This window comes from Roseovarius sp. MBR-51 (assembly GCF_053628575.1).
The window spans coordinates 17,095-41,500 of record NZ_JBRJGQ010000007.1 but is presented as its reverse complement, the minus strand read 5'-3'; the positions used below and the strand labels follow the sequence as shown (position 1 = coordinate 41,500).

Below are 24,406 nucleotides of genomic sequence, written 5' to 3'. Positions count from 1 at the left end.
AATCGCCCTAGCCTTGCCATATTATCACAGCGTGGATGATCTAATAGCGTGAGGATGACTCAGAACTCTGAAACCCTGACCTTGCCCAGACGGGCGATAAACCTTGGTGCGCTCTATATCGCCGAGATGGCGCTACTTGTTCTGGGGTATCAGGTTTTCAGCGATCTGGAATGCCGGGCTACTGGAATCGAGCACGCTTGCCGAGGACTTCGGTTGCTGGCGCTTTGGTTGGTCTGTTCCAGTTCACTTATGGGGATTTATCTCTGGGCGCGGCCTGCGGCGCAGGTTGACTTTGCACGGGCCGCCGCACAGGCGCCAGGTGGGCGTCGATGGGCGGTTTTGCACGGCGTTGGCGTTTTTTGCATGTTATCCCCATTGCTCCTGATTTCGCCTGAAGACCTAAGCGCGCAGTTCAAGGGAATATTTCCGTTGGCGAGTCTAGGCGCGATGATGGCAGCCTTGGGGGGAGTCTTCTGGCTCATGCGAATTGAGGCATGGTCTGAGTGGTTGCATGGGCGTCGCAGGTCGTTGCTTGCAATTGCGATCTTTGCCGCAGCGCTTCCGGGAGCGGTGGTTCTGGCGGGGCCCCTTTGGACCGTGCAGGCTGTGACCGATGTCACGTTCATCACCGTGTTCTTGGTGCTGCGTTTGTTTTCGGACGACGTCGTTGTTGATCCCGCGACCTATGTAATAGGTACGCCAGAGTTTCAGGTTATGGTAGCAGACAGCTGTTCGGGCATAGAAGGTCTGGTGCTGATCACCGCCTTTCTGGCTCTCTACGGAGTGCTTTTTCGCGATGAGTTACGGCTACGTCGGTTCGGTCTCGTGATCTGGCCGTTGGCACTCTTGGTTAGTTGGTTGTTCAACGCTGTCCGGATCACGGTTTTGATCCTACTCGGCGTGCATGTGTCGCCCGAGCTGGCGGTCAATGGCTTTCACAGCTTTGCGGGTTGGCTCATGTTCACGGCTCTGTCGATTGGGATCCTCGTTGTGGTTGGACGCAGCGGTTATGCGCTTCAGGCGATATCGACACCACACTTGCGACCGAGCTCTCCGCTGGCAGAAGATGATGCGGCAGGGCGTATTCTGCCTTTTATCGTCTTCGCGATCTCTGGCCTGATTGCACAGGCCTTCTGGACAGAACCGACCCTTGCCTATCCGCTACAAGTGGGAATGATGCTCACTGTTTTGTGGTGGGTTCGACGGACGCTCGCGCGCTACGTTGCGTGGCCTTCAGTTTTGTCAGTGTTCGCGGGTCTCGGTGTCGGGGTGGCCTGGATCGCTACGGCCCCTCCGTCTGCGCCTCCCGTTGAGGCGCTTCTTGATCTGAGCGGAATGGCATTCGCCGTATGGGCCACTTTGCGCATTCTCGGAACAGTCGCTCTGGTTCCCGTGATCGAGGAATTGCTATTTCGGGGTTATGTTCAGGCGCGTCTGGATCGTGGAACGGTAGCGAGCCGAGTTGTCGCCGTTACCGTCTCAGCTGGCCTCTTCGCCCTTGTTCATGGACGCTGGATCGAGGCGGCTTTGGCCGGTGTTCTCTTTTCTCTCCTTTACATGCAAAAAGGGCGGCTGGCTGATGCCATTGCCGCCCATTCTGTTGCCAATGCTGTTATCGCCACCGTCGCCCTTTGGAGGAGAGATTGGGCGCTGATCTGACCTTAACGGTTCAGTTCCGCGCGCGACGGCGTTTGATTTCCCAAGCTAGCACAAGGGCCGCAAGCACGACTGCAAGCGCGAGTGTGCCGCTCGCCGCGTCCATTTCAGGAACAGAAGAAGCAGAGGACGAACCGCCTGTAGGTGTTGTGCCGATCCATCCGTTCCAAAACCAGTCAAACATTTAAAGTCTCCCCAAGGGTATGCGTCTAATTCGAGCCTGAGTTATGCCAGATTTTCGACATATTTCAAGCATCGCGCTAAGTGAAACTCTATATTGGAAACGAACTGGCGCAAATGGTCGCTTTGTTTCCTGTAGCAGTAGATGCTTGCCGGAAATTAGGGCAGATTGACGCGAATGTCTTCGGTTAGGTCCCAACTTTCACGGAATCACTCTGCGGCGCGCAGGGGCGACCCATCGTCAAGCTTGTCGTGAATGCGTTCAATGTCTTTCAGTCGCGGAGTCTCGGTTTCTGTGTGTTTGCCGAAAGAAGAGGGCGTCATCGTTTCGTCCGGCCACACGATATCGGCCTGCTGCATTTGCCGGGCTGACGCTGCGAGCGCCCAGTCCCGCGCCGCACGGCTGGTACGACCCATTGAGAGTTTGGCCAGCAATTGCGCCCCCCAGAGCAGATAGGTACCTGCCCAGATCCTGAGTGCCAGCATCGCGGGTGTGAAAATCAACGTCAGAACCGTGGCAATGCCGAGACCAAAAACCACCGCTGTCGCAAGCTGCTTCCACCATAAAGCTGTAGGACTATCAAAGGCATAGCCACCATTCACAAAGTCAAGGCTAAGCCCAAACATCATTGGCGCAAGGCCTGCCATGGTGGTGATCGTCGTCAGCAGGACTGGGCGGATGCGATCCTGAGCAGTTCGGGTTATGGCTTCTATTTTTGGCATGTAGCGGGCGTAATCTTGGTAGGTGTCGATCAAGACAATGTTGTTGTTCACGACAATCCCTGCAAGGGCCACGATGCCGGTGCCGGTCATGATGATCGAGAAAGGCTGGTCCATCACCAGCATGCCAATGAGGACGCCGGTGGTCGACAGAACGACGGCCAAAAGAACCAGTACAGCATTGTAAACACTGTTGAATTGCGCCAGTAGAATGATGAACATCAGGCCAAGCGCGCCCGCAAAGGCCTGTTGCAGGAAGGCGCCGGATTCCTCTTGATCCTCAGCGTCGCCGGTCCATTCATAGCTGATCCCGGGCGGCAGAACGCCCGAGTCCAGCCATTCGGTCAGATGCTCTGTCCGCTCATTTGCGGTGATCGGGACCTTACGTTCTGTAACATCTGAGCCGGATATGTTACGAAATAATCCATCCTCAACGGCGGCCTTTATGTCAAAGAAACGCGTCTGGTCGATGCGGTCGATCTGGGCCAATTGCTTGACCGGTTTGCGGGTGATGAAATTCGAGAGTGGCACAAGCCCGTCGTCTGTGCGCACCTTAAGACTGTCGAGGGTCGAGAGCACGCGGTCCTCGTCGGGCAGGCGCACGCGAATTTCGATTTCCTCGTCGCTGCTGTCCACGCGCATCGTGTCGAGCAGGATGCCGCGCGTGACAAGTTGGACCATAGCGCCCACGGTCGCGACATCTGCGCCAAATCGACCGGCCTTCTCGACATCAACGTCGATCTGCCAGTCGATGCCGGGCAGGGGCAAGGTATCCTCGATCTGATGCAGGCCTTGCGTCGCTTCGAACTTCTGCCGCGCCACTTCGGTGAAGGCAATGAGGTCGTCCCACTTGTCGCTCTTGATGCGCAGGTGCAGCGGTTTGGCAGAAGCGGGACCACGCGACTGGGCGAGGATTTCGATCTTGATGCCGGGGATCTGTTGCATCTCGGCTGTCAGCTCTGAGATCACAGCGTCACCGTCAAAATCGGCGGCAACAACGTCTCGCGACACTGCCAGATTAAGCAGGGGGATGGTAAACCATGTCTCGCGGGTCTGTGGGCGATCCTCCCATGGGATCGTTTCAAACTGCACCTGTCCGATGGTGTCGCGCGGAGGCTGAGCGCCGCCGGTATTGGTGTTGAGCCCACCATCCCCTGCAAAGGCAAAGGCCGTTTGAATACCGGGATGCGCGCGGATGATGTCTTCGACCTGATTGACCAATTGGTCTTTTTGTTCAATCGACAGGTTGCCGCGACCGCGGACATAGACAACGCCCCGTTCAGGTTCGCTATCCACAAAGAATTCGGTGCCGTTGTTGTTGTTGATGTAGAACATCAAAACAGAACCCACGAGCACGAAGATCGCCGCAAAAGCCAGAAGCGGCGCGATGGGATTGCCGGTGATCATATGGATCACCCAGCCAAAGGCCGACCGTTGATAGCCACTCTTCACCCGCGGTTTTCGGGGTGGAAAGAGTTGCATACGTTTTGCCCGCAGGAGATTGCCTATCCGGCGTGGAAATGCCAGCAATGAGAGGAGTGTGGCGATGACCCCGGCAAGTCCACAAGCGGCCAGAAGTGACACCCCCAAGAGCAAGCCAAACACCGCGATCAGCACTGGCACGACCGAACCGATGATCTGTCCGCCGTCCATGCCTGCGAATTGTGCGCTGACCTCTTTCAAGAGCGCAGGTAAAGTCTGACCGGCCAAAAGCACCACTGCGACTGCACCCGGCAAGAGCAGCACGTGCCAGAGCCAGTAGCCGACAGCAATCTGTTCGGTGCGATCATTGAGCCACCGCTCCAATCGACCCGTGACACCGCCCATGACAGGTAAATAGACCAGTGCCACCAAGAGGGAGGCTGACAGCACGAAGATCAGCGTGACCGGCAGCATGCCCATGAACTGACCGGGAATCCCGGGCCAAAAGAGCATCGGAAGGAAGGCGCAAAGCGTCGTCGCGGTTGAACTGACCACAGGCCAAAACATGCGCTTGGCCGCCCCCACATAGGCGTGCATCGGGCCTTCGCCTTCGGAGATGCGTTTGTCGGCGTATTCCACCACCACGATTGCGCCGTCCACCAGCATGCCCACGGCGAGAATCAATCCGAACATGACGATATTGGAAATCGCGACGCCCATCACGGCCAGGAGAGCGAAACACAAGAGGAATGAGGTGGGAATCGAGAAGCCAACGAGCAACGCTGGCCGAATCCCCAAGGCAGCCAGCGTGACAATCATCACGAGTGCGATTGCTGTTAGAACAGAGCCTTCGAGTTGGCTGACCATGGAGGCCACGGTGCGCGACTGATCATTCGATGTGCCGACATTGACTGCAACCTGCAACTCTTCTGGCCATGTCTTTTCGGCCTCAGCCACCACTTTGCGCACCAGATCTGCAGTCTCGATGATGTTGAAGCCCTTGCGTTTTACAACTTGAAGCGCGACCGTGGTCTCTCCGTTAAAGCGCGCCGTGCCGAGGCGATCCTCGAAGGTCAGGTTGATCGTGGCCAAGTCGCCAAGCCGCACGACGCTGTCGCCATTGGTTTTGACCGGCAGGTTGTAGAAATCGCTGGTATCCTCAAAGGACGACGGGATCTTGACAGCGAATGCGCCTTGGACGGTATCCACCTCGCCTGCCGCAATAAGCTGGTTGTTGTTGCGCACGACATTGATGAGATCAAGGGCCGTGACGTTATAGGCTTCAAGGCGCAGCGGGTCGATGATGACCTCGAGCATCTCTTCACGATTGCCCGCGATTCCAGCCTCCAGAACCGGCTCCAACCCCTCGAGCGTGTCTTGCAGATCATTGGCGAGTCGCGACATGGTGCGTTCTGGCACCGGGCCGGACAGATTGACGATGATGATCGGAAATTCGCTGAAATTCACTTCGTTCAGCGAGTATTTTTCCGCCCCGTCAGGAAAGTCAGCTTCGGCTGTATCCATCGCGTCGCGCACATCGGCGAGGGTCTTGGTCTTGTCCCAGCCAAACTCGAATTCGAGTGCCACAGCGCCGTAATTTTCGGCGGCGGTGCCGGTCATTTTTTTGAGCCCGTCAAGGTCGCTCAACTCGGTTTCCATCACCTTGACGAGCAGTTTCTCGCTGTCCTCGGCGGAAATGCCGGGAAAGGGAACCGAAATGAAGAGAGCAGGCACCTCGATGTCTGGCTCGCCCTCTTTGGGCAGACCGATATAGGCCATGGTCCCCGCAAGGATCGAAAGCGCGATAAAGGCCAGCACCATCCGCGCGCGGGCAGCGGCCCAGTCGACGAGGCCGGTCATTGGCCCAGTTCCTGATAGACAGGTTCGACGAGAACACCGTCGGTCACATATTCCTGTCCGATTATGATGACATCCGCCTCATCCGGCAAGCCGGTCACCCAGACGCCAGAGGGGCTATCCCTCAAGAGACTGACGGCTTTGAATTGCGCGCGGTTTTCTGTGTCCACGATCCGAAGACCCAAGGTCCCCTCGTCATTGAGGGTCAAGGCCGATTGCGGGAGCAAATGGGCAATCCGACCTTCGGCGCCGATCATGATCTCGGCGGTTTCGCCATCGCGCAGGCTGATGTCCGGGTTTGGCACCTTTACTTCGATACGAAAGGTCCGGGTCGTGTCATCGGCGGACCGGGAGACAAAGGTCACGAGCCCTTCGACCTCGCGACCGGAGGCCATGCGGGCAGTCGCGGGCGCGTCCATTTCCACTCGGGCCACCTGCATCTCGGAAACGAAGCCCACCAAGGTGATCGGGTCGAGTTGCAGCACGGTGGCGCAAAGCGCGCCGGGTTGCAGCAGGCTGCCGATTTCGGCGGTGTCGGTGTCAAGCACACCTGCGAAGGGCGCGGAGATTGTCAGGCGCTCAATCTCCTGTTCAGCGGCGGCGACAGCGGCGCGGGCGGATTCGATCCCGGCGCGCGCCGCCTCAAGGCCAGAGGTCGCCGATTGCACCGCCGCCTGTGCAGAGCTGACAGCTGCACGGGTTGCGGCAACGCGAGTCTGTGAGGCAAAGCCGTCTTGTACGAGGTTTTCGGCGGCGTTGGCATTGATCTGCGCCTCTTCCAGTTGCGCGCGGGCCTCGTTGGCGCGCGCTTCGGATTCGGGAACACGGCTTTGCGCCTCGAGGAGGTGGGCGCGAGCCTCGGCCAAAGTTGCCTCGCGGGCGGCGGGGTCAAGGCGACAGAGGAGGTCACCCTGTTCGACCATCGTGCCTTTGCGCCGCGGATCGTTGATCACGAGGCCAGAGGTTTCGGCGCGCAACTCGACCGTTCGGTCCGCTTCGGTCCGGCCGCGCACGACGACGGCGCTGTCCACGTCGCGGCCCACAGATCGGACGGCGACAACGCGCATGATGTCAGGCTCGGTCGAAGCGCCGTCGTCGGAGGCTGATGGCGTGACGCTCTCGGCGGCAGAGGTTGGCTGAGTGTCTGTGAAGCGCTCATGCTCGAACACAAGAGTATAGATCAGGGCGGTCACCACCAAGGCTATGAAAACAGGAAGCAAACGCATGTATATACCTTTGGGCCGTGGTGGCGTAACGGGGTGTCTGGTACAGGGGCAACAGACATGAACGAGATACGCTAAACTGACCGGTTCAGATTATTCTTTTCCGTTGCATGCTGCAAGCATGTCTCTGCGTCTGAGGCGCAGCGCCCCTTGGCAGGGCGCAGGCTTCGGGTTAAGAGGGGCAAAACTCCAAAGGGGGCGCGGCGTGAGCAATACCGACAGTTTCATCGACGAGGTCACAGAAGAGGTCCGCCGAGATCGGCTTTTCGCGCTGATGCGTCGATATGGCTGGATTGCGGTTCTGGCGATCCTCATGCTGGTGGGTGGGGCCGCGTGGAATGAATGGCGCAAGGCGCAGGACCGGGCCGCTGCGCAGGCGCTTGGCGATGCGTTGCTTGCGGCTTTGGCGACGGAAGACCGCTCTGCGCGCGCTGATGCCCTGAACGCCATCGAGGTGCAGAATCCGCAGACCGAGGCGGTGATTGCGCTTTTGGCTGCCGCAGAGGCGGCGGCGGAGACTCCCGAGACAGCGGCGGAACGCCTGCTGACGCTTGCCGATCGCTCGGATGTGGATGCGGTATATCGCAACATCGCCACACTCAAGGCTGTGATGCTGCCGGGGTCTGGGCTTGATGCCGAGGCACGGCGCACGCGCTTGAACGGTCTGGCCCTCAGCGGTGGTGTTTTGCGGCTTTTGGCCGAGGAACAACTTGCGCTGATTGATCTTGAAACCGGCAATCGCACCGAGGCTGTCGCGCGACTGACCGCGATCGCCGCCGATGCCGAGGCCACGACAGGCTTGCGTAGACGGGTTACACAAGTGATTGTGGCGCTTGGTGAAGACTTACCCGACTTGCCGGAACCGGTGCAGGGTGCGACGACCGTGGGTGAATAACAGATGCCGCTTCGGGCCAAGGGCTGACGGGGCGCCAGCAGACTAAGCATGAGGGCAAGAGCAGTGAAACCGAACGGATTGATCCTTGGGCTGGTTGCAGTCCTTGCCCTTACGGCCTGTAGTAAGAAAGCACAGATTCTAAGTGGCGAGCGGGAAGGTATTCGCGAGGTGCTCCAGAGCGAGGCGGCACGCGCGCAGACCGACGTGACCCCGGAAAATCAGGTTCGTCCAGTTGCCTTGCCAGCAGCGACGGTGAATGCAGAATGGCGGCAACGGATCGGCTCGCCTGCAACACGCACGGCGCATCCGGCGCTAGGGCGTGCGCCGCAGTTGGCGTGGACAGTCAACATCGGCGCAGGCGACGGGCGGCGTGTTCGGATCACGGCAGATCCGGTCGTGGCAGGGGGACGCGTGTTCACCCTTGACGCCGAGGCACAGGTGGCGGCGGTCTCGACCGCTGGACAACTGCTCTGGACAACCGATCTCACCCCGGCGAATGACAACTCGAGCAACGCAAGCGGCGGCGGTTTGGCCTATGGCGACGGCAAGCTCTTTGTTTCATCAGGTTTTGGTCGTTTAACTGCGCTTGATCCCGCAACGGGGGCTGTGGTCTGGCAACAAGAGCTTGGATCGACCGGAACCGGAAATCCTGCCGTGTTGGACGGGCTGGTCTATGTGGTTGCGGGCGACGATGTCGCTTGGGCGCTGGACGCAGATACCGGGCGTATTGCATGGCAGTTGAGCGGCACGCCGGATATTCACAACGTTCTGGGCGGCCCGGCCCCGGCGATCACCGACAAATACGCGGTCTTTGCCTTCGGGGCAGGGGAATTGCAGGGCGCGTTCCGCAAAGGTGGCCTGCGTCTATGGGATGCACAAATCGCCGGCGAGCGGTTGGGCGTGGCGAGTGCGCGAGTGGATGACATCACCGGCGATCCGGTGGTTGTGGGCGACCGGATTTATACTGGTAGTCACTCTGGACGCACGGTGGCCCTGAGCCTTGGCAGCGGCAATCGACTCTGGACGGCTGAAGAAGGTCCGCTCAATCCGGTTTGGCCTGCGGGTGACTCGGTCTTTATGGTTACGGACCGCAATGAATTGGTGCGTCTCTCGACAGAGGATGGCACACGCATCTGGGGCCACGAACTGCCGCTCTTTGCGGATCGCAAACCCAAGCGCCAAGCCGAGATTGTCGGCCATTTCGGACCCATTCTGGCCGGTGGACAGTTGATTCTGGCTTCTGGTGATGGGCAGCTGCGATTCTTCGATCCGGCCTCTGGTCAGTTGACGGGCGCGCGCAATCTTCCGGGTGGGGCCACGTCCAATCCAGTGGTGGCTGGCAACACGCTTTATGTCGTGTCGAAAAAGGGTCAATTGCTGGCTTTCCGTTGAGCGCGCGATCCTGTATCAGGGCCACTTGATCCGCACCGGAGCCGCAACATGACCTTTTCTCTCGCCATCGTGGGCCGTCCCAATGTTGGCAAATCGACGCTGTTCAACCGCCTGGTGGGCAAACGCCTTGCTCTGGTTGATAACCAGCCCGGCGTCACACGTGATCTGCGCGAAGGTGCGGCACGGTTGGGTGATTTGCGGTTCACCGTCATTGATACAGCCGGTCTAGAAGAGGCCACGGACGAGAGCCTTCAGGGTCGCATGCGCAAGCTGACAGAGCGCGCAGTCGACATGGCAGATGTCTGCCTCTTTTTGATTGATGCGCGCGCGGGCGTGACCCCTACCGATGAGATTCTGGCTGAAATCCTGCGCAAACGCTCGGCCCATGTCATCCTTGCGGCCAATAAGGCCGAGGGGTCGGCAGCGGATGCGGGCGTGATAGAGGCCTGGGGGCTTGGGCTGGGCGAGCCTATTCGCCTGTCGGCTGAGCATGGCGAGGGTCTGAACGACCTCTATTCCCAATTGATGCCGCTATCGGACGCCTTTGAAAAACGTGCCGAGGCAGAAGCGCCCGAAGTTGACGTTGCCCTTGAGGAAGACGAGGACGACGAGGATCTGACTTACCGCAAGCCCACCAAGGCGCGCCCGATGCAGGTCGCGGTCGTGGGGAGACCCAATGCAGGAAAATCGACGCTGATCAACAAGATCCTTGGCGAGGAGCGGCTCTTGACTGGCCCTGAGGCCGGGATCACGCGCGATGCCATCTCGCTCCAGATCGACTGGGATGGGTTGCCGGTGCGGATTTTCGACACGGCGGGCATGCGCAAGAAGGCGCGGATTCAAGACAAGCTGGAAAAGCTGTCCGTGTCGGATGGGTTACGGGCGGTGAAATTCGCCGAAGTGGTTGTGGTTCTGTTGGATGCTGCGATTCCGTTTGAACAACAGGATTTGCGGATTGCTGATCTGGCCGAGCGCGAGGGGCGCGCGGTGGTGGTAGCCATCAACAAATGGGATATGGAACCCGACAAGAGCGACAAGATCCGCGAATTGCGCGAGGCCTTTGAGCGGCTCTTGCCGCAGTTGCGCGGTGCGCCGCTGGTGACAGTGTCCGCCAAGACCGGCAAGGGGCTCGACCGGCTGCGCGATGCCGTCTCCAAGGCGCATGAAGTCTGGAATCGGCGTGTGACCACGGCGCAGCTCAATCGGTGGCTGGTGGGGATGCTGGAACAGCACCCGCCCCCCGCACCGGGCGGTAGGCGCGTGAAGTTGCGGTACATGACGCAGGCCAAGACGCGCCCACCGGGATTTGTCGTCATGTGCAGCCACCCGGAAAAATTGCCCGAGAGCTATTCGCGCTATCTGGTCAACGGGTTGCGCACGGATTTCGACATGCCCGGCACGCCGATCCGCCTCTATTTCCGCAGTCAGGCGGACAAGAACCCCTACAAGGCCAAAAAGAAGGCGGGCCCGTCGAGCCTACGCAAGCATTTGTCGGGCCGCTCGAGCGACTAGCCGATGTTCCTTTCACGGGGGGCATCGAGATGAAAATCGAATTTGCCCTCTTGCATTCGCTGCCGACAAGTTCAAATCCTTGGCACGTAAAGACTGTTACCTCTCTGTGGCAAGGAGGCTGACGTGACCGAGACCCCCGATCAGGCCGCACTACGCGCGTTTCTAAAACCCTACACGGCCAAGAGCGACTGGCGCGGCGCGTTGTCGTTGACAGGGACATTCGCGACCTATGCAAGCTCTTTCATCTTTGGAGCATGGCTCGCGATGCACCAGCAGTGGGTCGGGGCAGGGGGGCTGATCGTGGTGATGGCCTTTGCTTCGGTTCGACTTTATGTACTGCAACATGATTGTGGGCATCAGTCGCTGTTTGCCAATCGCCGGATGAATGACGCGGCGGGCCATCTGCTGTCGATCTTTTCCCTCACCCCTTACCGGGTCATGCAATACAATCACAATCAGCATCACGCCTATCTCGGCAATCTCGATCACCGGGAGACGACCGAGGTCTTTACGATGACGCTGGCCGAGTGGCAGGCAGCACCGTGGGCGCGGCGGCTGTGGTATCGCCTCTATCGCAATCCGCTGGTGATGCTGTCCTTGGGCGGGATTTATGCTTATTTCCTCGCCTATCGCTGGCCGCGCAACACGCGGCTGGTGGGCGTGTGGGGGGTCATCGCGCATAATGTGATGTTGGTGGGCTTTATTGGGCTTGTCTGGACCATGTTTGGCGTGACGGGAGTCCTGGTTTGGTGTCTGAGTGCGGTGATTGCTGGGGTGATCGGGGTCTTTTTGGTCTTTCTCCAGCATAATTTCGAAGAGACCTATTGGGACCGCAAACCGACGCTGGATTTCCGTCGGGCGACGCTTGTGGGGTCAAGCTCGCTTGATCTGGGATGGCTCTGGGATCTGGGGACGGGCAATATCGCCTATCACGATCTGCATCACTACAACCCCGGCATCCCGTCCTATCACCTGCGGCGCTGTCAGAGGGACTTGCCCGAGACCTTGCGCGCGCATGACGTGATCCGCTGGCCCGAGGCGATCCGGAGTTTTCGGCTGAAACTCTGGGATGAGGACGCGGGGCGGTTGGTGCCGTTTCCGAAGGTAGACGCGGTGGGGATCGTGGTGGCGGAGTAGGGGGGAGGTTATTTGACTTCCAAGGCATAACGTTTAGGCAAGACCTTAATCGGACATTCTTGCTGTGTGTGGGGTAGGTTTTGAAAGAGGCCATAGCTACCAAAAAAAGGGCTTCAAGCTAAGCTGATGACGAAGGGGAAAAATATGCCGAATGCAGCATCACGAATTGGTGCAATTTTGGACGTCGCAGCAACGGTGGCGCTGGTGGCTAGTTTCGTCTTGCTGATAATCCTCTTTGCTGACTTATTTACTCCGCCGTTCTATACCGACGGATTTCATCTTGGTTATTTCGCCGGTCTGGCTAAGGCGACAACCTTTCTGGGGCTGATGTTGATGCCGACCATTTGTTGCGCCATCGCATGGCCGATCTATATCCGCCAGAAGCGGCGGGGCCAGCCAGTTTTTGGCTGGCTGCGGTTCGTGGTTTTGGTGTCTGCGGCGTGGACATGGTTTGTCTTTGTAGCTCTAAACGGACTCTGATCTGCGCAATGGCAGCTTTGTCCGCTCTGTAGACTTTCGCGCGCTCTGTCTCGAAGGTCGGGTCTTGGATGGACGTGCTCGGCCTTTTGCTCAAGAATGCCAGACTGTTCGACGGTTGCCCTCGCGAGGTGTGTAAGGCGAGATTAAAGCCCTGCATAGGGCGTGTTGCGCTTGATCGAAAACATACCCGTCCCGGGCTTGACCCGGGACCTCGCCGAGGCGGGGTGGAGGCCCCGGGTCAGGCCCGGGGCGGTGCGAACCCGATGAGGTGCAACGTGCTTTACCCCAGACTTCCATCCGCATTGAGGATCGTTTTGCCGCGCAGATAGGGGTGGAGGGCGTCGGGAATGCGGACGGAGCCGTCGGCCTGTTGGCCGTTTTCCAGCACTGCGATCAGGCAGCGACCGACGGCGAGGCCGGAGCCGTTGAGCGTGTGCAGGAATTCGGGCTTGCCGCCGCCTTGTGGTTTGAAGCGGGCGTTCATGCGGCGCGCTTGAAAGTCACCGCAGACCGACACGGAAGAGATTTCGCGGTAGGTGTTCTGCCCCGGTAGCCAGACCTCGATGTCATGGGTGCGGCGCGCGCCAAAGCCCATGTCGCCCGTGCAAAGCACGATGGTGCGATAGGGCAGGCCAAGCCGCTCGAGGATGCCTTCGGCGCAGGCGGTCATGCGGTCCAACTCGGCGCGGCTGTCCTCGGGCCGGGTGATCGAGACCATCTCGACCTTTTCGAACTGGTGCTGGCGCAGCATGCCGGCGGTGTCGCGCCCCGCGCTGCCGGCCTCGGAGCGGAAGCATTGGGTGTGGGCCACGTAGCGGCGCGGCAGGGTGGCGGCTTCGACCGTCTCGCCATGCACGATATTGGTGAGCGTCACCTCGGCGGTGGGCACCAGCCACCAGCCATTGGTGGTTTCATAGCTGTCCTCGCCGAATTTCGGCAATTGCCCGGTGCCCAGCATCATCTCAGGGCGCACGAGAACGGGGGTCCATGTCTCTTGCAACCCGTTTTCCTCGATGTGGGTGTCGAGCATGAATTGCGCGAGCGCGCGGTGCAGGCGGGCGATGCTGCCCGAGAGGACGACAAAGCGCGCGCCGGAAAGCTTGGCGGCGGTCTCGAAATCCATCCCCGGAAGAACGCCTGCGATTTCGAAATGCTCTTTGGGCTGGAAATCGAACGTGGCGGGCGTGCCCCAGCGGCGCAGCTCGACATTGCCGCTCTCGTCTGCGCCGTCCGGCACATCGTCGAAGGGCAGGTTCGGCAGGGCCATCAAGTGATCGGTCAGTTGTGTGTCGAGCGCCTTGGCCTCGGCCTGCATTGCGGCCATTTCAGCCTTTTTATCGCCCACCAATGCGCGAAGCCGCTCAAATTCCGCTTCATCGCCGCGCCCTTTGGCGGCGCCCGCTTCTTTGCTGGCGCGGTTCTGCTCGGCTTGCGCGGTTTCAGCCGCGTGGATGCGGATGCGACGGGCCTCATCAAGCGCGAGGATCTCTGGCGTGACCGGGGCCAGACCACGGCGCGCGAGGGCGGCGTCAAAGGCGTCTGGGGTCTCGCGGATGGCGCGGATATCGTGCATGGCCTTGGTCCTCGGAGCTATCGGTGAATCGCTTGGGCGGCGTTATGCACCAGAAACCGGGCCTGCGCCATGCTTTCGCGCCTTGCAAATACCCCCCGCCGCGCCTAGGTTCCCGGGCAATTCGCGGGCAGGTGTCCGCGCCACAGATAGAGGATACCCCATGGAAGCCTTTGGCCAGTTCATCCCGCTCATTCTGATCTTTGCGATCATGTATTTCCTGCTGATCCGTCCGCAACAAAAGAAGCTCAAAGAGCACAAGGCGATGGTCGAGGCGCTGCGTCGAGGCGATCAGGTGGTGACGCAAGGCGGTCTGATCGGCAAGGTGTCGAAGGTCAAGGATGACAGTGAGATAGAGGTTGAATTGGCCGACGGCGTGAAGGTTCGCGTCGTGCGCGCCACCATCGCGCAGGTGCTCTCGAAAACCGAGCCCGCCGAGGGCTAAGCCCATCCTACCCGCGCCAAAGCACTGAAAGGGCAGGAAAATGCTGCAAATCGACCTGTGGAAACGCCTCTGTATCTGGGGGCTCGTTGCTCTTGGTCTGATGCTGGCCCTGCCCAACGGATTTTATTCACGCGTCGAGCGGCATAATGATGCCGTCACCTCTGTCGAGGCGGGCGTTGATCCGGACTCGGTGGCCGAGGACCTCGCGCTTTGGCCGGAGTGGATGCCGTCCAACCTTGTCAATCTGGGTCTTGACCTGCGGGGCGGCGCGCATCTTCTTGCTGAGGTCAAGGTTGAGGATGTCTATCAGGCGCGCGTCGAAGGCATGTGGCCAGAGGTGCGCGATCTCTTGCGCGAGGAGCGTGATCGGGTCGGACCGATCCGCTTGCAACCGACCGAGGCGCCGGAGTTGCGGATTCGTCTTGTGGAGAGGCCAGAGATGGCGGCTGAGGCTGCCGCTCTGGTGCGTGGTATTGCCCGGCCTGTGACCGATACTCTGACCGGTGTCGGGGGCAGCGACATCGATGTGACAAGTGATGGCGCTGACATCATCGTGCGGCTGAGCGAGGCCGAGCGACGCGCCACCGATGATCGCACTGTACGGCAGGCGCTGGAGATTATCCGACGCCGGATCGACGAGGTGGGCACGCGGGAGCCGACGATTCAACGGCAGGGTGCGGACCGCATCCTGATCCAAGTTCCGGGAATTGGCAGCGCTGCGGAGTTGAAGGCGCTGATCGGCACGACGGCGCAACTGACCTTTCAACCGGTAATAAGCCGCGCGTCGTCTGCGGACGCGCAGGCCGGTGCGGGCAACGAGGTTTTGCCGTCGCTGGATGAGGAAGGCGTGTTCTACATCCTAGAGCGGGCCCCGGTGGTGACAGGTGAGGAACTGGTCGACGCGCAGCCCGATTTCGACCAGAACGGGCGACCAGCGGTGTCGTTCCGGTTCAACCCGACGGGCGCGCGCAAATTCGGCGATTACACGGCTGAGAACATTGGCAATCCATTTGCTATCGTGCTCGACGGCGAGGTGATCAGCGCACCGGTGATCCAGAGCCATATTGCCGGTGGCTCTGGCATCATCACCGGTAATTTCAATGTGGAAGACAGCACCAATCTTGCCGTTCTTTTGCGGGCGGGAGCGTTGCCGGCGGGGCTCGAGTTTCTCGAAGAGCGGACCGTCGGGCCAGAACTCGGGGCGGACAGTATCGAGGCGGGCAAGCTGGCCTGTCTCGTGGCCTTTGCCCTGGTGCTGGTTTACATGGTGCTGAGCTATGGCGTCTTCGGCATCTTTGCCAATATCGCCTTGATCATCAATGTTGGCTTGATCTTTGGTCTTCTCAGCCTGATCGGGTCTACGCTTACCCTGCCGGGTATCGCCGGGATCGTGCTGACCATCGGGATGGCGGTGGATGCCAATGTGTTGGTATTTGAGCGCATCCGCGAAGAGATGAAATCAGCCAAAGGTGCCGCGCGGGCCATTGATCTGGGCTATGAGAAGGCGATGAGCGCCATCGTCGATGCCAATATCACCACCTTTATGACGGCCCTCATTCTCTATGTGATGGGCTCGGGTCCGGTGCGGGGGTTTGCCATCACGCTTGGGCTTGGGATCATTACCTCCGTCTTTACGGCGCTTTTTGTCACGCGTCTTATTGCGGTCATCTGGTTCGAACGGCGGCGTCCCAAGACGGTCCTGACCGGACGATACCTTCGAATCGTGCCAGAGGTGACGTCACTGGATTTCTTTGGTCGTTGGAAGCTATGGTTGGGAATTTCCGGGGTCATGATCCTCGTGGCGCTTGGCTCTTTTGCAGTGCAGGGGCTGAACTTTGGGATTGATTTCAAGGGCGGCACCACAATCCGCACGCAAAGCGCGCAGGAGGTGGATATCGGCACCTATCGCGAGGCGATTGGCGGGCTGGGATTGGGCGATATCAGCATCACAGAGGTGTTCGATCCAACCTTCGGCCCAGATGAAAACGTCGCGATGCTTCGGATTCAGGCGCAGGATGAGGCCGAAAGTGTCACACCAGAGGTGATTGCAGAGGTGGAGGCCGCCTTGCAGCAGGCCGTGCCGGATATTCAGTTCACCTCGGTTGAAAGCGTCGGGCCAAAGGTGTCAGGCGAGCTCATTCAAGCGGCCATGCTGGCGGTGGCGCTCGCCATCGGAGCGGTGCTTGTCTATATCTGGATGCGGTTTGAGTGGCAATTCGCCGTCGGGGCCGTGATTGCCTTGGTGCACGATGTTGCCTTGACGATTGGTGTCTTTTCGGAGCTTCAGATTCAGTTCGATCTGGCGATCATTGCGGCCCTCTTGACCATCGTCGGCTACTCGCTCAACGATACGGTGGTGGTATTTGACCGGGTCCGCGAGAACCTGCGCAAATACAAGCAAAAGCCACTGCGTGACGTGCTCAACCTCTCGATCAACGAAACCCTGAGCCGGACCATGATGACCTCGGTCACGACATTGCTGGCCTTGGTCGCGCTCTACTTCTTGGGGGGTGATGTGATCCGGGGCTTTGTGTTTGCAATGATATGGGGCGTGATCGTGGGGACGTATTCTTCGATTTTCGTCGCAAGCACGGTTCTCATGTGGCTTGGAATCAAGCGTGATTGGTCAAAACCGGATGCCAATGCAGGCACTCAGTTCGCCAATATAGATGCCTGAGGCGCTGAGCGCAGTCGGAGCAACACCAGGCCTAATCTGGCTCATGCTGGCTATCGGGTTTGCGGGCATTGTCCGGGGATTCACCGGGTTTGGGACCGCGTTGATTTTTGTTCCGGTGGCGGGAATGTTTCTGCCGCCGCAGATTATCGTTGGGGTGATCACGCTGACAGGTATTGCCAGCACCTCTGCACTCTTGCCGCGCGCATGGAAGCACGCGGACCGGAGAGAGGTGGCGGTGCTGGCATGTGCAGCCCTTGTGACCGTTCCGGTCGGACTGTGGCTCATGGCGCAGCTTGATCCGGTCAGCATCCGTTGGGTGGTTGCTGTTGTGGGCTCCGTTACCCTTGGTGCCCTGATCACCGGTTGGCGGTTCTCGGGGCATGTGAGTCGACCCATGCTCGTGGCAATCGGCGGCGTGGCCGGGGTGATTGGTGGCCTGACCGGCTTGACCGGCCCGGTGGTGATCCTCTTTTACCTCGCAGGCCAGTCGGTGGCGCAGTCGGTGCGGGCCAACACGATCTTGTTTCTGGCGGCTCTTGATGTGGTGATTGTCGTGAACCTGCTGCTGCGCGGAGCGGTCAACGGTCAGATCTTTCTGCTGGCGCTGGTGCTGGCCGTGCCGTATTTTATCACCTCGCTTATTGGTCAATCGTTGTTTGACCCGCGTCACGAGCGGCTTTATCGTTGGGTGGCCTATGGGGTCATCGGCCTTGCGGTTTTGAGCGGCCTGCCAATCTGGAACAAGGGGGTATGAGCCATGCGTATGACTGAAATCAGTTTTTCTGGCGCGACTCCGATTGATGGCTACGGGACGGGGTACTTTCGGGTGGCCGGACAGGTTATGGAGGGGGCGATATTGGTCACGCCAACCGGAGCCCGAAGCTGGGGCGGCTATGGCGATGTCGATGCATTGCTCGCGCTGGTGGATGATATCGACGTGGTTTTCATTGGTACCGGTCCAGAAGTTACGCATATTCCCAGTGCGTTACGCTCCGCTCTTGATGCGGCTGGAATTGGCGCTGAGACAATGAATTCTCCCGCCGCATGCCGGACCTATAACGTGCTCTTGTCCGAAGGGCGCAGGGTGGCGGCAGCGGTGTTGCCAGTGTGACGATCCGCGCAACGATCGCGCTTTTCGATTATGCTGCATTGGGTTAAGCAAAGCGCATGAAGCTGCAAGTCTCAGACCTGACGATTGCGCGCGGCGGAATTCCGGTGCTGGAAGGGTTGAGCTTTGCGCTGGACCCTGGTCAGGCGCTTGTTTTGCGAGGGCCGAATGGGAGCGGCAAGACCACGCTCTTGCGCACAGTGGCGGGGCTGCAACCGGCCGTGTTGGGGCGCATCGACGTGCCACCTGACAGCCTCGTTTATGCGGGGCATGCGGATGGGATCAAACCGACGCTGAGCGTTGTCGAGAACCTCAAGTTTTGGGCGGAGATCTTTGGAAATAAAGAATATTCTCATGCCGTTGACGCTTTCAAGCTGGCTCCGCTTGCCGAGCGACCGGCCGGCGCACTGTCAGCGGGGCAAAAACGCCGTCTCGGATTGGCGCGGCTCTTGGTGACGGGACGGACAATTTGGGTTCTCGACGAGCCGACAGTGTCCTTGGATGCAGAGGCCGTTGCGCTGTTCGCAACCGCTGTGCGCGGACATTTGGCGGCAGGGGGCTTGGCGCTGATCGCGACGCATATCGACCTTGGGCTAAGTGAAGCGCAGGTGCTCGATGTCGGGGGTTATCGTGCCAAGCCGCTGGCGGAGAACGATTTTGATGGGGCCTTCCTGTGATCGCCCTGTTGCTTCGCGATATTCGTTTGGCGATGCGGGCGGGCGGTGGCTTTGGACTTGGGGTGTCGTTCTTTCTCATCGTCGTCGTGCTCGTTCCCTTTGGCGTCGGGCCACAGAGCGTGCTTCTGGCGAAGATTGCGCCGGGGATGCTTTGGCTGGGCGCGCTTCTGGCCTGCCTGTTGTCGCTCGATCGCATTCTGGCGCTCGATTGGGAGGATGGCAGTCTCGACCTTCTGGCGACGTCTCCGTTGCCGATGGAGGGGCTCGTCAGCGTGAAAGCCCTCGCACATTGGGTGACGACTGGCTTGCCTCTGGTGGCGGTGACACCGGTCCTTGGTTTGCTGCTCAGCCTGCCAGAAGCGGGTTATAAGTGGTTGATTATATCTCTTTTTGTGGGAACGCCTGCACTGAGTGTGATCGGCACCTTCGGGGCCGCGCTGACCGTGGGCCTCAAGCGTGGAGGCCTGTTGCTGAGCCTGCTTGTGCTACCGCTTTATGTGCCTACACTGATTTTCGGGGCCGAGGTCGCGCGGCGAGGGGCAGACGGGTTTGACACCACGACGCCGCTCTTGATGCTGGCGGGGATCACCTGCGGCACCATCGCGCTTTTGCCTTTTGCCTCGGCTGCGGTATTGAGAGTGAACCTGCGCTGATGACACGGGGAAAGCGATGAACCTGAACACACTCTGGGAATATGCCAATCCCAAGAAATTCATCCAGACCACGGACCGGGTTCTGCCTTGGTTTGCCGGGCTGGCAGCGGTGACGTTGGTGGGGGGGCTGATCTGGGGATTCTTCTTTACACCGGCCGATTACCGCCAAGGGTCGACCGTTAAAATCATTTATTTACATGTGCCTAGCGCCCTGATGGCGATCAATGCCTGGCTGATGATGCTGGTCACCTCGCTGGTCTGGATCGTGCGGCGGCATCATGTGAGCGCATTGGCGGCACGGGCCGCGGCGCCGGTGGGGATGGTGATGACCGTGATTGCGCTCTTGACCGGGGCAATCTGGGGTCAACCGATGTGGGGGACATGGTGGGCGTGGGATCCGCGACTCACCAGCTTTCTCATCCTTTTTCTCTTTTATCTCGGATACATAGCCCTGTGGGAGGCAATCGAGAACGATGATACAGCGGCGGATCTGACCAGCATTCTGTGCCTCGTCGGATCGGTCTTTGCCCTCTTGAGCCGCTATGCGGTGAATTTCTGGAATCAGGGATTGCATCAAGGGGCGTCGCTCAGCCTCGACAAAGAGGAGAATGTGGCGGATGTGTTTTGGTATCCGCTGTTGGTCTGCATGGCAGGATTTGTTTTTCTTTTCATAGCCTTGGTGCTTATGCGGACGCGCACGGAAATCCGGGCGCGGCGGATGCGGGCGCTCTTGGCGCGTGAGAGGATGGGGGTATGATGCCGGAACTTGGAAAATACGCCGAGGCCGTTCTGTCCTCTTATGCGGTGTCGATTGTGCTGATCGTGGGCCTCATCACGGTGAGTGTGATGCGCTCAAACCGCGTGAAGAAAGAGCTGCAACAGGTTGAAAAAAAGGTGAAATCAAATGTCTAAGATCTCGCCGATGATGGTGCTGCCGCTGGTGATTTTCGCGGGATTTGCCGGTCTGGCCTTTGTCGGGTTGCAGCGGGACAACCCCAACGAGTTGCCTTCGGCATTGGCGGGCAAAGCGGCACCAGCGGTGGTGGTGACTCCGCTGGGTGATGGAAAAACGTTCAATGACAATGATTTACGAGACGGAACTGTCAAGCTTGTGAATTATTGGGCAAGCTGGTGTGCGCCGTGTCGGGTGGAGCATCCCAATCTCGAGAAACTCGCCAAGGATGGTCTCACGATCTATGGGGTGAATTACAAAGATAAGCCAGATAACGCGTTGAATTTCCTTAAGGAACTTGGAAATCCCTATGCCGCTCTGGGGGCGGATGAAACGGGACGGATGGCGCTCGACTGGGGTGTCTATGGCGTGCCTGAGACCTATATCGTTGACGGCAAAGGCAACATCGTTTTGCGCTTTGCTGGACCAATCACCGAACGGGTCATGCAGAGCACGATCCTGCCAGCGATCGAGGCGGCGCGCTGAGGTGTACAGGATGTGCCTTGTGTACGCGGGTTTTATACACAAGGGACAGCATCCGTTAGTCAGGAACGTGACAGGTGGCTGATCCGGTGGTCATTTCGGGCAGAGGACAGGCGTGCCGTGCCGTGCTTTCGCCGAAAGCGCCGTAGACGGCAAGCAGGCTGATCAGCCCGGCCTGAGCGAGAATGAGTGCGGTGCTACGCATGGTTTACCTTTCTTCAATGTCTTGCCTTCAAGATTGGGGGGCGACACCGTGTTTGAAAGGGGACTCACGTCACAATGACATCAGATCAGCGCGATCGGCGGCGAGTGGCCGGAATTTGGGCAGAGGTGGCGAAACCTTGCGCAGGAAATGAAAAAGGCGGCCCGTATGCGGGGCCGCCCTGTCGATGATGCCGTGGACTAGATCAGGCCACGGATTTGGCGAGGTTGCGCAGCACGTAATGCAGGACACCGCCATGTTCGATATATTCGATCTCGATCGCGGTATCGATCCGGCATTTGAGCGTTATCGTCTTGGTCGAGCCATCGGCATAGGTGATGGCGCAAGGCACCTCTTGCAACGGTTTGATCGTGTCGAGGCCGGAGATGGCCACGGTTTCATCGCCGGTAAGGCCCAGCGTCTTGCGCGTGTCGCTGTCGGTGAACTCGAACGGGATCACGCCCATGCCCACGAGGTTGGAGCGGTGAATCCGCTCAAAGCTCTCGGCGATCACGGCCTTGACGCCCAGAAGCGCCGTGCCCTTGGCCGCCCAATCGCGCGAAGAGCCTGCGCCATACTGCTCGCCGCCAAAGATCACCAGCGGCGTGCCCGCCTCTTGATAGGCCATGGACGCATCAAAGATCGACGTCTGCGCGCCGTCCGGCCCCTTGGTATAGCCGCCCTCGACCCCATCCAGCATCTCGTTGCGGATGCGGATATTGGCGAAGGTGCCGCGCATCATCACCTCGTGGTTGCCGCGCCGCGATCCGTAGGAGTTGAACTCGCGCACGGGCACCTGACGCTCGGTCAGGTATTTGCCGGCGGGGGTGCTGTCCTTGAAAGAGCCCGCGGGCGAGATGTGGTCTGTGGTGACCATATCCCCCAACAGCGCCAGAACGCGTGCGCCCGAGATGTTGGAGATCGTGCCCGGCTCTTTGGCCATGCCTTTGAAATAGGGTGGATTTTGCACATAGGTCGATTGCGCGGGCCAGTCGTAGGTCTCGCCTTCGGAGGTCTCGACGGCTTGCCACATGTCATCACCCTTGAAGACATCGGCATATTTCGACTGGAACGCCTCGCGCGTCACGGTGCGTTCCACCAGATCCGCGATCTCTTTCTGGCTGGGCCAGATGTCCTTGAGATAGACCGGGTTGCCGTCACGGTCGGTGCCCAGCGGCTCGGTCGAGAGGTCGATGTTCATGTCGCCCGCGATGGCATAGGCCACAACCAAGGGCGGCGAGGCGAGGTAGTTGGCGCGCACGTCGGGGGAAATGCGACCCTCGAAATTGCGGTTGCCCGAGAGCACGGAGGTGGCCATCAGGTCGCCTTCGGCAATCGCCTCGGAGATTTCCTTTTGCAGCGGGCCGGAGTTGCCGATGCAGGTGGTGCAGCCATAGCCCACGAGGTTGAAGCCGATGGCATCAAGATCTTCTTGCAGGCCAGCCGCCTCGAGGTAATGCGAGACGACCTGAGAACCGGGGGCGAGCGAGGTCTTGACCCAAGGCTTACGGTTGAGGCCGAGGGCGCGCGCCTTGCGGGCGACGAGACCGGCACCGATCATCACATAGGGGTTCGAGGTGTTGGTGCAGGAGGTGATCGAGGCGATCACGACAGAGCCGTCGCGGATCGTGTAGTCCTCGCCCTTGACCTTGACCGATTTGCGTGGGTCGGCGACCACGGCGGTGGCCGGTCCCTCGGCAGCCATGTCTGTGGCGGCGGGGCTGGTGTCCTTGCCCCGGTATTCGGAGACAACATCGAGAAAGGCCGCCGCGGATTTGTCGAGGGTGACGTAATCCTGCGGGCGTTTCGGACCGGAGATGGCGGGCACGATGGCGCCCATATCGAGGCTGAGGGTATCGGTATAGACCGGCGCGTAATCGGCACCGCGCCAGAAACCGTTGATCTTGGCATAGGCCTCGACCAGTTGCACGCGGGCCTCATCGCGGCCGGTGTTGCGCAGGTAGCGCAGGGTCTCGTCGTCGATCGGGAAGAAACCGCAGGTGGCACCGTATTCGGGGGCCATGTTGGCGATCGTGGCGCGGTCCGCCAGCGGCAGGTGATCGAGGCCGGCCCCGTAGAATTCGACGAATTTGCCCACAACGCCCTTTTTGCGCAGGAGTTCCACGACCTTGAGCACAAGGTCTGTGCCGGTCGTGCCCTCCATCATGCGGCCGGTCAGCTCAAAGCCGACAACCTCGGGGATGAGCATCGAAATCGGCTGCCCCAGCATCGCGGCCTCGGCCTCGATCCCGCCTACGCCCCAGCCAAGCACGGCCATGCCGTTGACCATGGTGGTGTGGCTGTCGGTGCCGACGAGCGTATCCGGGTAGGCCACGACCTCGCCATTCTGGTCGGTGTCGGTCCAGACGGTTTGGGCGAGATATTCGAGATTGACCTGATGGCAGATGCCGGTGCCCGGCGGCACGACGCGGAAATTGTTGAACGCACCCTGGCCCCATTTCAGGAACTGGTAGCGCTCCATGTTCCGTTCGTATTCGCGGTCGACGTTCATCTGGAAGGCGCGGGGATTGCCGAACTCGTCGATCATCACCGAGTGGTCGATAACGAGATCGACGGGATTGAGCGGGTTGATCTGCTGGGCGTCCCCACCAAGGGCCTTGATCCCGTCGCGCATGGCGGCGAGGTCGACGACGGCCGGAACTCCGGTGAAATCCTGCATCAGCACGCGGGCCGGGCGATAGGCCAGTTCGCGGTTGGCGCGGCCACCGTTTTCAGCCCATTCCGAGAAGGCGCGGATGTCGTCGAGCGAGACGGTCTTGCCATCCTCGAACCGCAGCATGTTTTCCAGCACGACCTTGAGGGCGGCGGGCAGGCGCGAGAAATCGCCAAGTCCGGCCTCTTCGGCGGCGGCAATCGAGTAATAGGCGACCGACTGGTCACCGACGGTGAGGGTCTTGCGGGTCTTGGCGCTGTCTTGTCCGACACTGATGGGCATGGGGCCGTCCTTTCATGGTCGAGGCTGGATCACTTGCCCCTGCTTCTGACCGATTTGAAACGCTCGATCAAGAGGGGTGAGGATAGATTTGTATACTATTGCACACAATTGATGGATATTTCAAGAAATCACGTCCGACTCTCGAAACGTTGATTGGTTATTGCAGGGCACGCGACCTAGATACGGGTGGTGAGCGATATGATACAGTC

Annotated in this window: 21 protein-coding genes; 15 read left to right on the top strand and 6 right to left on the bottom strand. The window is 59.7% G+C overall.

The genetic code is table 11. The features are described from left to right. Nucleotides 1-54: 54 nt before the first annotated feature. Nucleotides 55-1,659: an exosortase E/protease, VPEID-CTERM system gene (xrtE, locus tag ACSSVY_RS11430; protein ID WP_454269684.1), complete on the top strand. Its 1,605-nt coding sequence runs from the start codon at nt 55-57 to the stop codon at nt 1,657-1,659. A 10-nt stretch (nt 1,660-1,669) separates the two neighbouring features. Here xrtE and ACSSVY_RS11425 read toward each other — a convergent pair whose 3' ends face one another. The 3 genes from ACSSVY_RS11425 to ACSSVY_RS11415 all read right to left on the bottom strand — a co-directional run bounded on the left by ACSSVY_RS11425 (nt 1,670) and on the right by ACSSVY_RS11415 (nt 7,061). Further along, nucleotides 1,670-1,840 (bottom strand): VPEID-CTERM sorting domain-containing protein, encoded by a 171-nt coding sequence (locus ACSSVY_RS11425; RefSeq protein ID WP_454269683.1) that lies wholly within the window; start codon nt 1,838-1,840, stop codon nt 1,670-1,672. Between the two features lie 206 nt (nt 1,841-2,046). Beyond that, nucleotides 2,047-5,838, bottom strand: coding sequence for an efflux RND transporter permease subunit (locus ACSSVY_RS11420; protein ID WP_454269682.1), 3,792 nt, complete (start codon nt 5,836-5,838; stop codon nt 2,047-2,049). Further along, the gene (locus ACSSVY_RS11415) at nt 5,835-7,061 is read right to left on the bottom strand and encodes an efflux RND transporter periplasmic adaptor subunit (RefSeq protein WP_454269681.1); all 1,227 of its coding nucleotides are present in this window, start codon (nt 7,059-7,061) and stop codon (nt 5,835-5,837) included. The genes ACSSVY_RS11420 and ACSSVY_RS11415 overlap by 4 nt, the downstream gene beginning before the upstream one ends. A 202-nt stretch (nt 7,062-7,263) precedes the next feature. Between ACSSVY_RS11415 and ACSSVY_RS11410 the strand changes: the two genes are divergently transcribed. From ACSSVY_RS11410 to ACSSVY_RS11390, 5 genes are all read left to right on the top strand, one after another. Beyond that, entirely contained in the window at nt 7,264-7,953 is a 690-nt protein-coding gene (locus ACSSVY_RS11410; protein ID WP_454269680.1) for a tetratricopeptide repeat protein, read from the top strand. Between the two features lie 48 nt (nt 7,954-8,001). Beyond that, nucleotides 8,002-9,345, top strand: coding sequence for an outer membrane protein assembly factor BamB family protein (locus ACSSVY_RS11405; RefSeq protein WP_454269679.1), 1,344 nt, complete (start codon nt 8,002-8,004; stop codon nt 9,343-9,345). Between the two features lie 48 nt (nt 9,346-9,393). Then, complete coding sequence (der, locus tag ACSSVY_RS11400; protein WP_454269678.1) at nt 9,394-10,857, top strand: ribosome biogenesis GTPase Der; 1,464 nt, start codon at nt 9,394-9,396, stop codon at nt 10,855-10,857. Nucleotides 10,858-10,980: 123 nt separating this feature from the next. Further along, the gene (locus ACSSVY_RS11395) at nt 10,981-11,994 is read left to right on the top strand and encodes a fatty acid desaturase (protein WP_454269677.1); all 1,014 of its coding nucleotides are present in this window, start codon (nt 10,981-10,983) and stop codon (nt 11,992-11,994) included. A gap of 144 nt (nt 11,995-12,138) precedes the next feature. Further along, nucleotides 12,139-12,474 (top strand): hypothetical protein, encoded by a 336-nt coding sequence (locus tag ACSSVY_RS11390; RefSeq protein ID WP_439526779.1) that lies wholly within the window; start codon nt 12,139-12,141, stop codon nt 12,472-12,474. Nucleotides 12,475-12,754: 280 nt separating this feature from the next. Here ACSSVY_RS11390 and serS read toward each other — a convergent pair whose 3' ends face one another. Further along, complete coding sequence (gene serS, locus ACSSVY_RS11385) at nt 12,755-14,047, bottom strand: serine--tRNA ligase (protein ID WP_454269676.1); 1,293 nt, start codon at nt 14,045-14,047, stop codon at nt 12,755-12,757. Nucleotides 14,048-14,207: 160 nt separating this feature from the next. Between serS and yajC the strand changes: the two genes are divergently transcribed. The 9 genes from yajC to ACSSVY_RS11340 are packed head-to-tail and all read left to right on the top strand — an operon-like array spanning nt 14,208 to nt 21,042. Then, entirely contained in the window at nt 14,208-14,489 is a 282-nt protein-coding gene (yajC, locus tag ACSSVY_RS11380; protein ID WP_009819170.1) for a preprotein translocase subunit YajC, read from the top strand. A 40-nt stretch (nt 14,490-14,529) separates the two neighbouring features. Next, a complete protein-coding gene (secD, locus tag ACSSVY_RS11375; RefSeq protein WP_454269675.1) occupies nt 14,530-17,166 on the top strand; it encodes a protein translocase subunit SecD in 2,637 nt (878 codons plus the stop codon). Then, nucleotides 17,159-17,920: a TSUP family transporter gene (locus tag ACSSVY_RS11370; RefSeq protein ID WP_454269674.1), complete on the top strand. Its 762-nt coding sequence runs from the start codon at nt 17,159-17,161 to the stop codon at nt 17,918-17,920. Before secD ends, ACSSVY_RS11370 begins: the two co-directional genes overlap by 8 nt. Nucleotides 17,921-17,923: 3 nt before the next feature. Beyond that, a complete protein-coding gene (locus ACSSVY_RS11365) occupies nt 17,924-18,277 on the top strand; it encodes an Mth938-like domain-containing protein (RefSeq protein ID WP_454269673.1) in 354 nt (117 codons plus the stop codon). Between the two features lie 56 nt (nt 18,278-18,333). Further along, nucleotides 18,334-18,951 (top strand): heme ABC exporter ATP-binding protein CcmA, encoded by a 618-nt coding sequence (gene ccmA / locus ACSSVY_RS11360; RefSeq protein WP_454269672.1) that lies wholly within the window; start codon nt 18,334-18,336, stop codon nt 18,949-18,951. Further along, a complete protein-coding gene (gene ccmB / locus ACSSVY_RS11355) occupies nt 18,948-19,604 on the top strand; it encodes a heme exporter protein CcmB (RefSeq protein ID WP_454269671.1) in 657 nt (218 codons plus the stop codon). The genes ccmA and ccmB overlap by 4 nt, the downstream gene beginning before the upstream one ends. 16 nt (nt 19,605-19,620) lie before the next feature. Next, nucleotides 19,621-20,361 (top strand): heme ABC transporter permease, encoded by a 741-nt coding sequence (locus tag ACSSVY_RS11350; RefSeq protein WP_454269670.1) that lies wholly within the window; start codon nt 19,621-19,623, stop codon nt 20,359-20,361. Then, nucleotides 20,358-20,516, top strand: coding sequence for a heme exporter protein CcmD (gene ccmD, locus ACSSVY_RS11345; RefSeq protein WP_454269669.1), 159 nt, complete (start codon nt 20,358-20,360; stop codon nt 20,514-20,516). Before ACSSVY_RS11350 ends, ccmD begins: the two co-directional genes overlap by 4 nt. Beyond that, complete coding sequence (locus ACSSVY_RS11340; RefSeq protein ID WP_454269668.1) at nt 20,509-21,042, top strand: DsbE family thiol:disulfide interchange protein; 534 nt, start codon at nt 20,509-20,511, stop codon at nt 21,040-21,042. Before ccmD ends, ACSSVY_RS11340 begins: the two co-directional genes overlap by 8 nt. A 55-nt stretch (nt 21,043-21,097) precedes the next feature. On the opposite strand, the gene ACSSVY_RS11335 is transcribed toward ACSSVY_RS11340, so the two are convergent. Together ACSSVY_RS11335 and acnA are read right to left on the bottom strand one after the other, a co-directional pair. Then, the gene (locus tag ACSSVY_RS11335; protein WP_454269667.1) at nt 21,098-21,244 is read right to left on the bottom strand and encodes a hypothetical protein; all 147 of its coding nucleotides are present in this window, start codon (nt 21,242-21,244) and stop codon (nt 21,098-21,100) included. A 202-nt stretch (nt 21,245-21,446) separates the two neighbouring features. Continuing rightward, on the bottom strand, nt 21,447-24,197 hold the full coding sequence (gene acnA / locus ACSSVY_RS11330) for an aconitate hydratase AcnA (RefSeq protein WP_454269666.1): 2,751 nt from the start codon (nt 24,195-24,197) through the stop codon (nt 21,447-21,449). Nucleotides 24,198-24,406: the final 209 nt, after the last annotated feature.

Excerpts from the sequence above, each read along its gene's own strand:
- ACSSVY_RS11365 (WP_454269673.1), top strand. The coding sequence starts at position 17,924 with ATGCGTATGACTGAAATCAGTTTTTCTGGCGCGACTCCGATTGATGGC.
- der (WP_454269678.1), top strand. The coding sequence starts at position 9,394 with ATGACCTTTTCTCTCGCCATCGTGGGCCGTCCCAATGTTGGCAAATCG.
- ACSSVY_RS11350 (WP_454269670.1), top strand. The coding sequence starts at position 19,621 with ATGAACCTGAACACACTCTGGGAATATGCCAATCCCAAGAAATTCATC.
- ACSSVY_RS11390 (WP_439526779.1), top strand. The coding sequence starts at position 12,139 with ATGCCGAATGCAGCATCACGAATTGGTGCAATTTTGGACGTCGCAGCA.
- ccmD (WP_454269669.1), top strand. The coding sequence starts at position 20,358 with ATGATGCCGGAACTTGGAAAATACGCCGAGGCCGTTCTGTCCTCTTAT.
- ACSSVY_RS11335 (WP_454269667.1), bottom strand. The coding sequence starts at position 21,244 with ATGCGTAGCACCGCACTCATTCTCGCTCAGGCCGGGCTGATCAGCCTG.
- ACSSVY_RS11420 (WP_454269682.1), bottom strand. The coding sequence starts at position 5,838 with ATGACCGGCCTCGTCGACTGGGCCGCTGCCCGCGCGCGGATGGTGCTG.
- acnA (WP_454269666.1), bottom strand. The coding sequence starts at position 24,197 with ATGCCCATCAGTGTCGGACAAGACAGCGCCAAGACCCGCAAGACCCTC.
- ACSSVY_RS11370 (WP_454269674.1), top strand. The coding sequence starts at position 17,159 with ATGCCTGAGGCGCTGAGCGCAGTCGGAGCAACACCAGGCCTAATCTGG.
- secD (WP_454269675.1), top strand. The coding sequence starts at position 14,530 with ATGCTGCAAATCGACCTGTGGAAACGCCTCTGTATCTGGGGGCTCGTT.
- ACSSVY_RS11405 (WP_454269679.1), top strand. The coding sequence starts at position 8,002 with ATGAGGGCAAGAGCAGTGAAACCGAACGGATTGATCCTTGGGCTGGTT.
- ACSSVY_RS11340 (WP_454269668.1), top strand. The coding sequence starts at position 20,509 with ATGTCTAAGATCTCGCCGATGATGGTGCTGCCGCTGGTGATTTTCGCG.
- ACSSVY_RS11415 (WP_454269681.1), bottom strand. The coding sequence starts at position 7,061 with ATGCGTTTGCTTCCTGTTTTCATAGCCTTGGTGGTGACCGCCCTGATC.
- serS (WP_454269676.1), bottom strand. The coding sequence starts at position 14,047 with ATGCACGATATCCGCGCCATCCGCGAGACCCCAGACGCCTTTGACGCC.
- ACSSVY_RS11425 (WP_454269683.1), bottom strand. The coding sequence starts at position 1,840 with ATGTTTGACTGGTTTTGGAACGGATGGATCGGCACAACACCTACAGGC.
- xrtE (WP_454269684.1), top strand. The coding sequence starts at position 55 with ATGACTCAGAACTCTGAAACCCTGACCTTGCCCAGACGGGCGATAAAC.
- yajC (WP_009819170.1), top strand. The coding sequence starts at position 14,208 with ATGGAAGCCTTTGGCCAGTTCATCCCGCTCATTCTGATCTTTGCGATC.
- ccmA (WP_454269672.1), top strand. The coding sequence starts at position 18,334 with ATGAAGCTGCAAGTCTCAGACCTGACGATTGCGCGCGGCGGAATTCCG.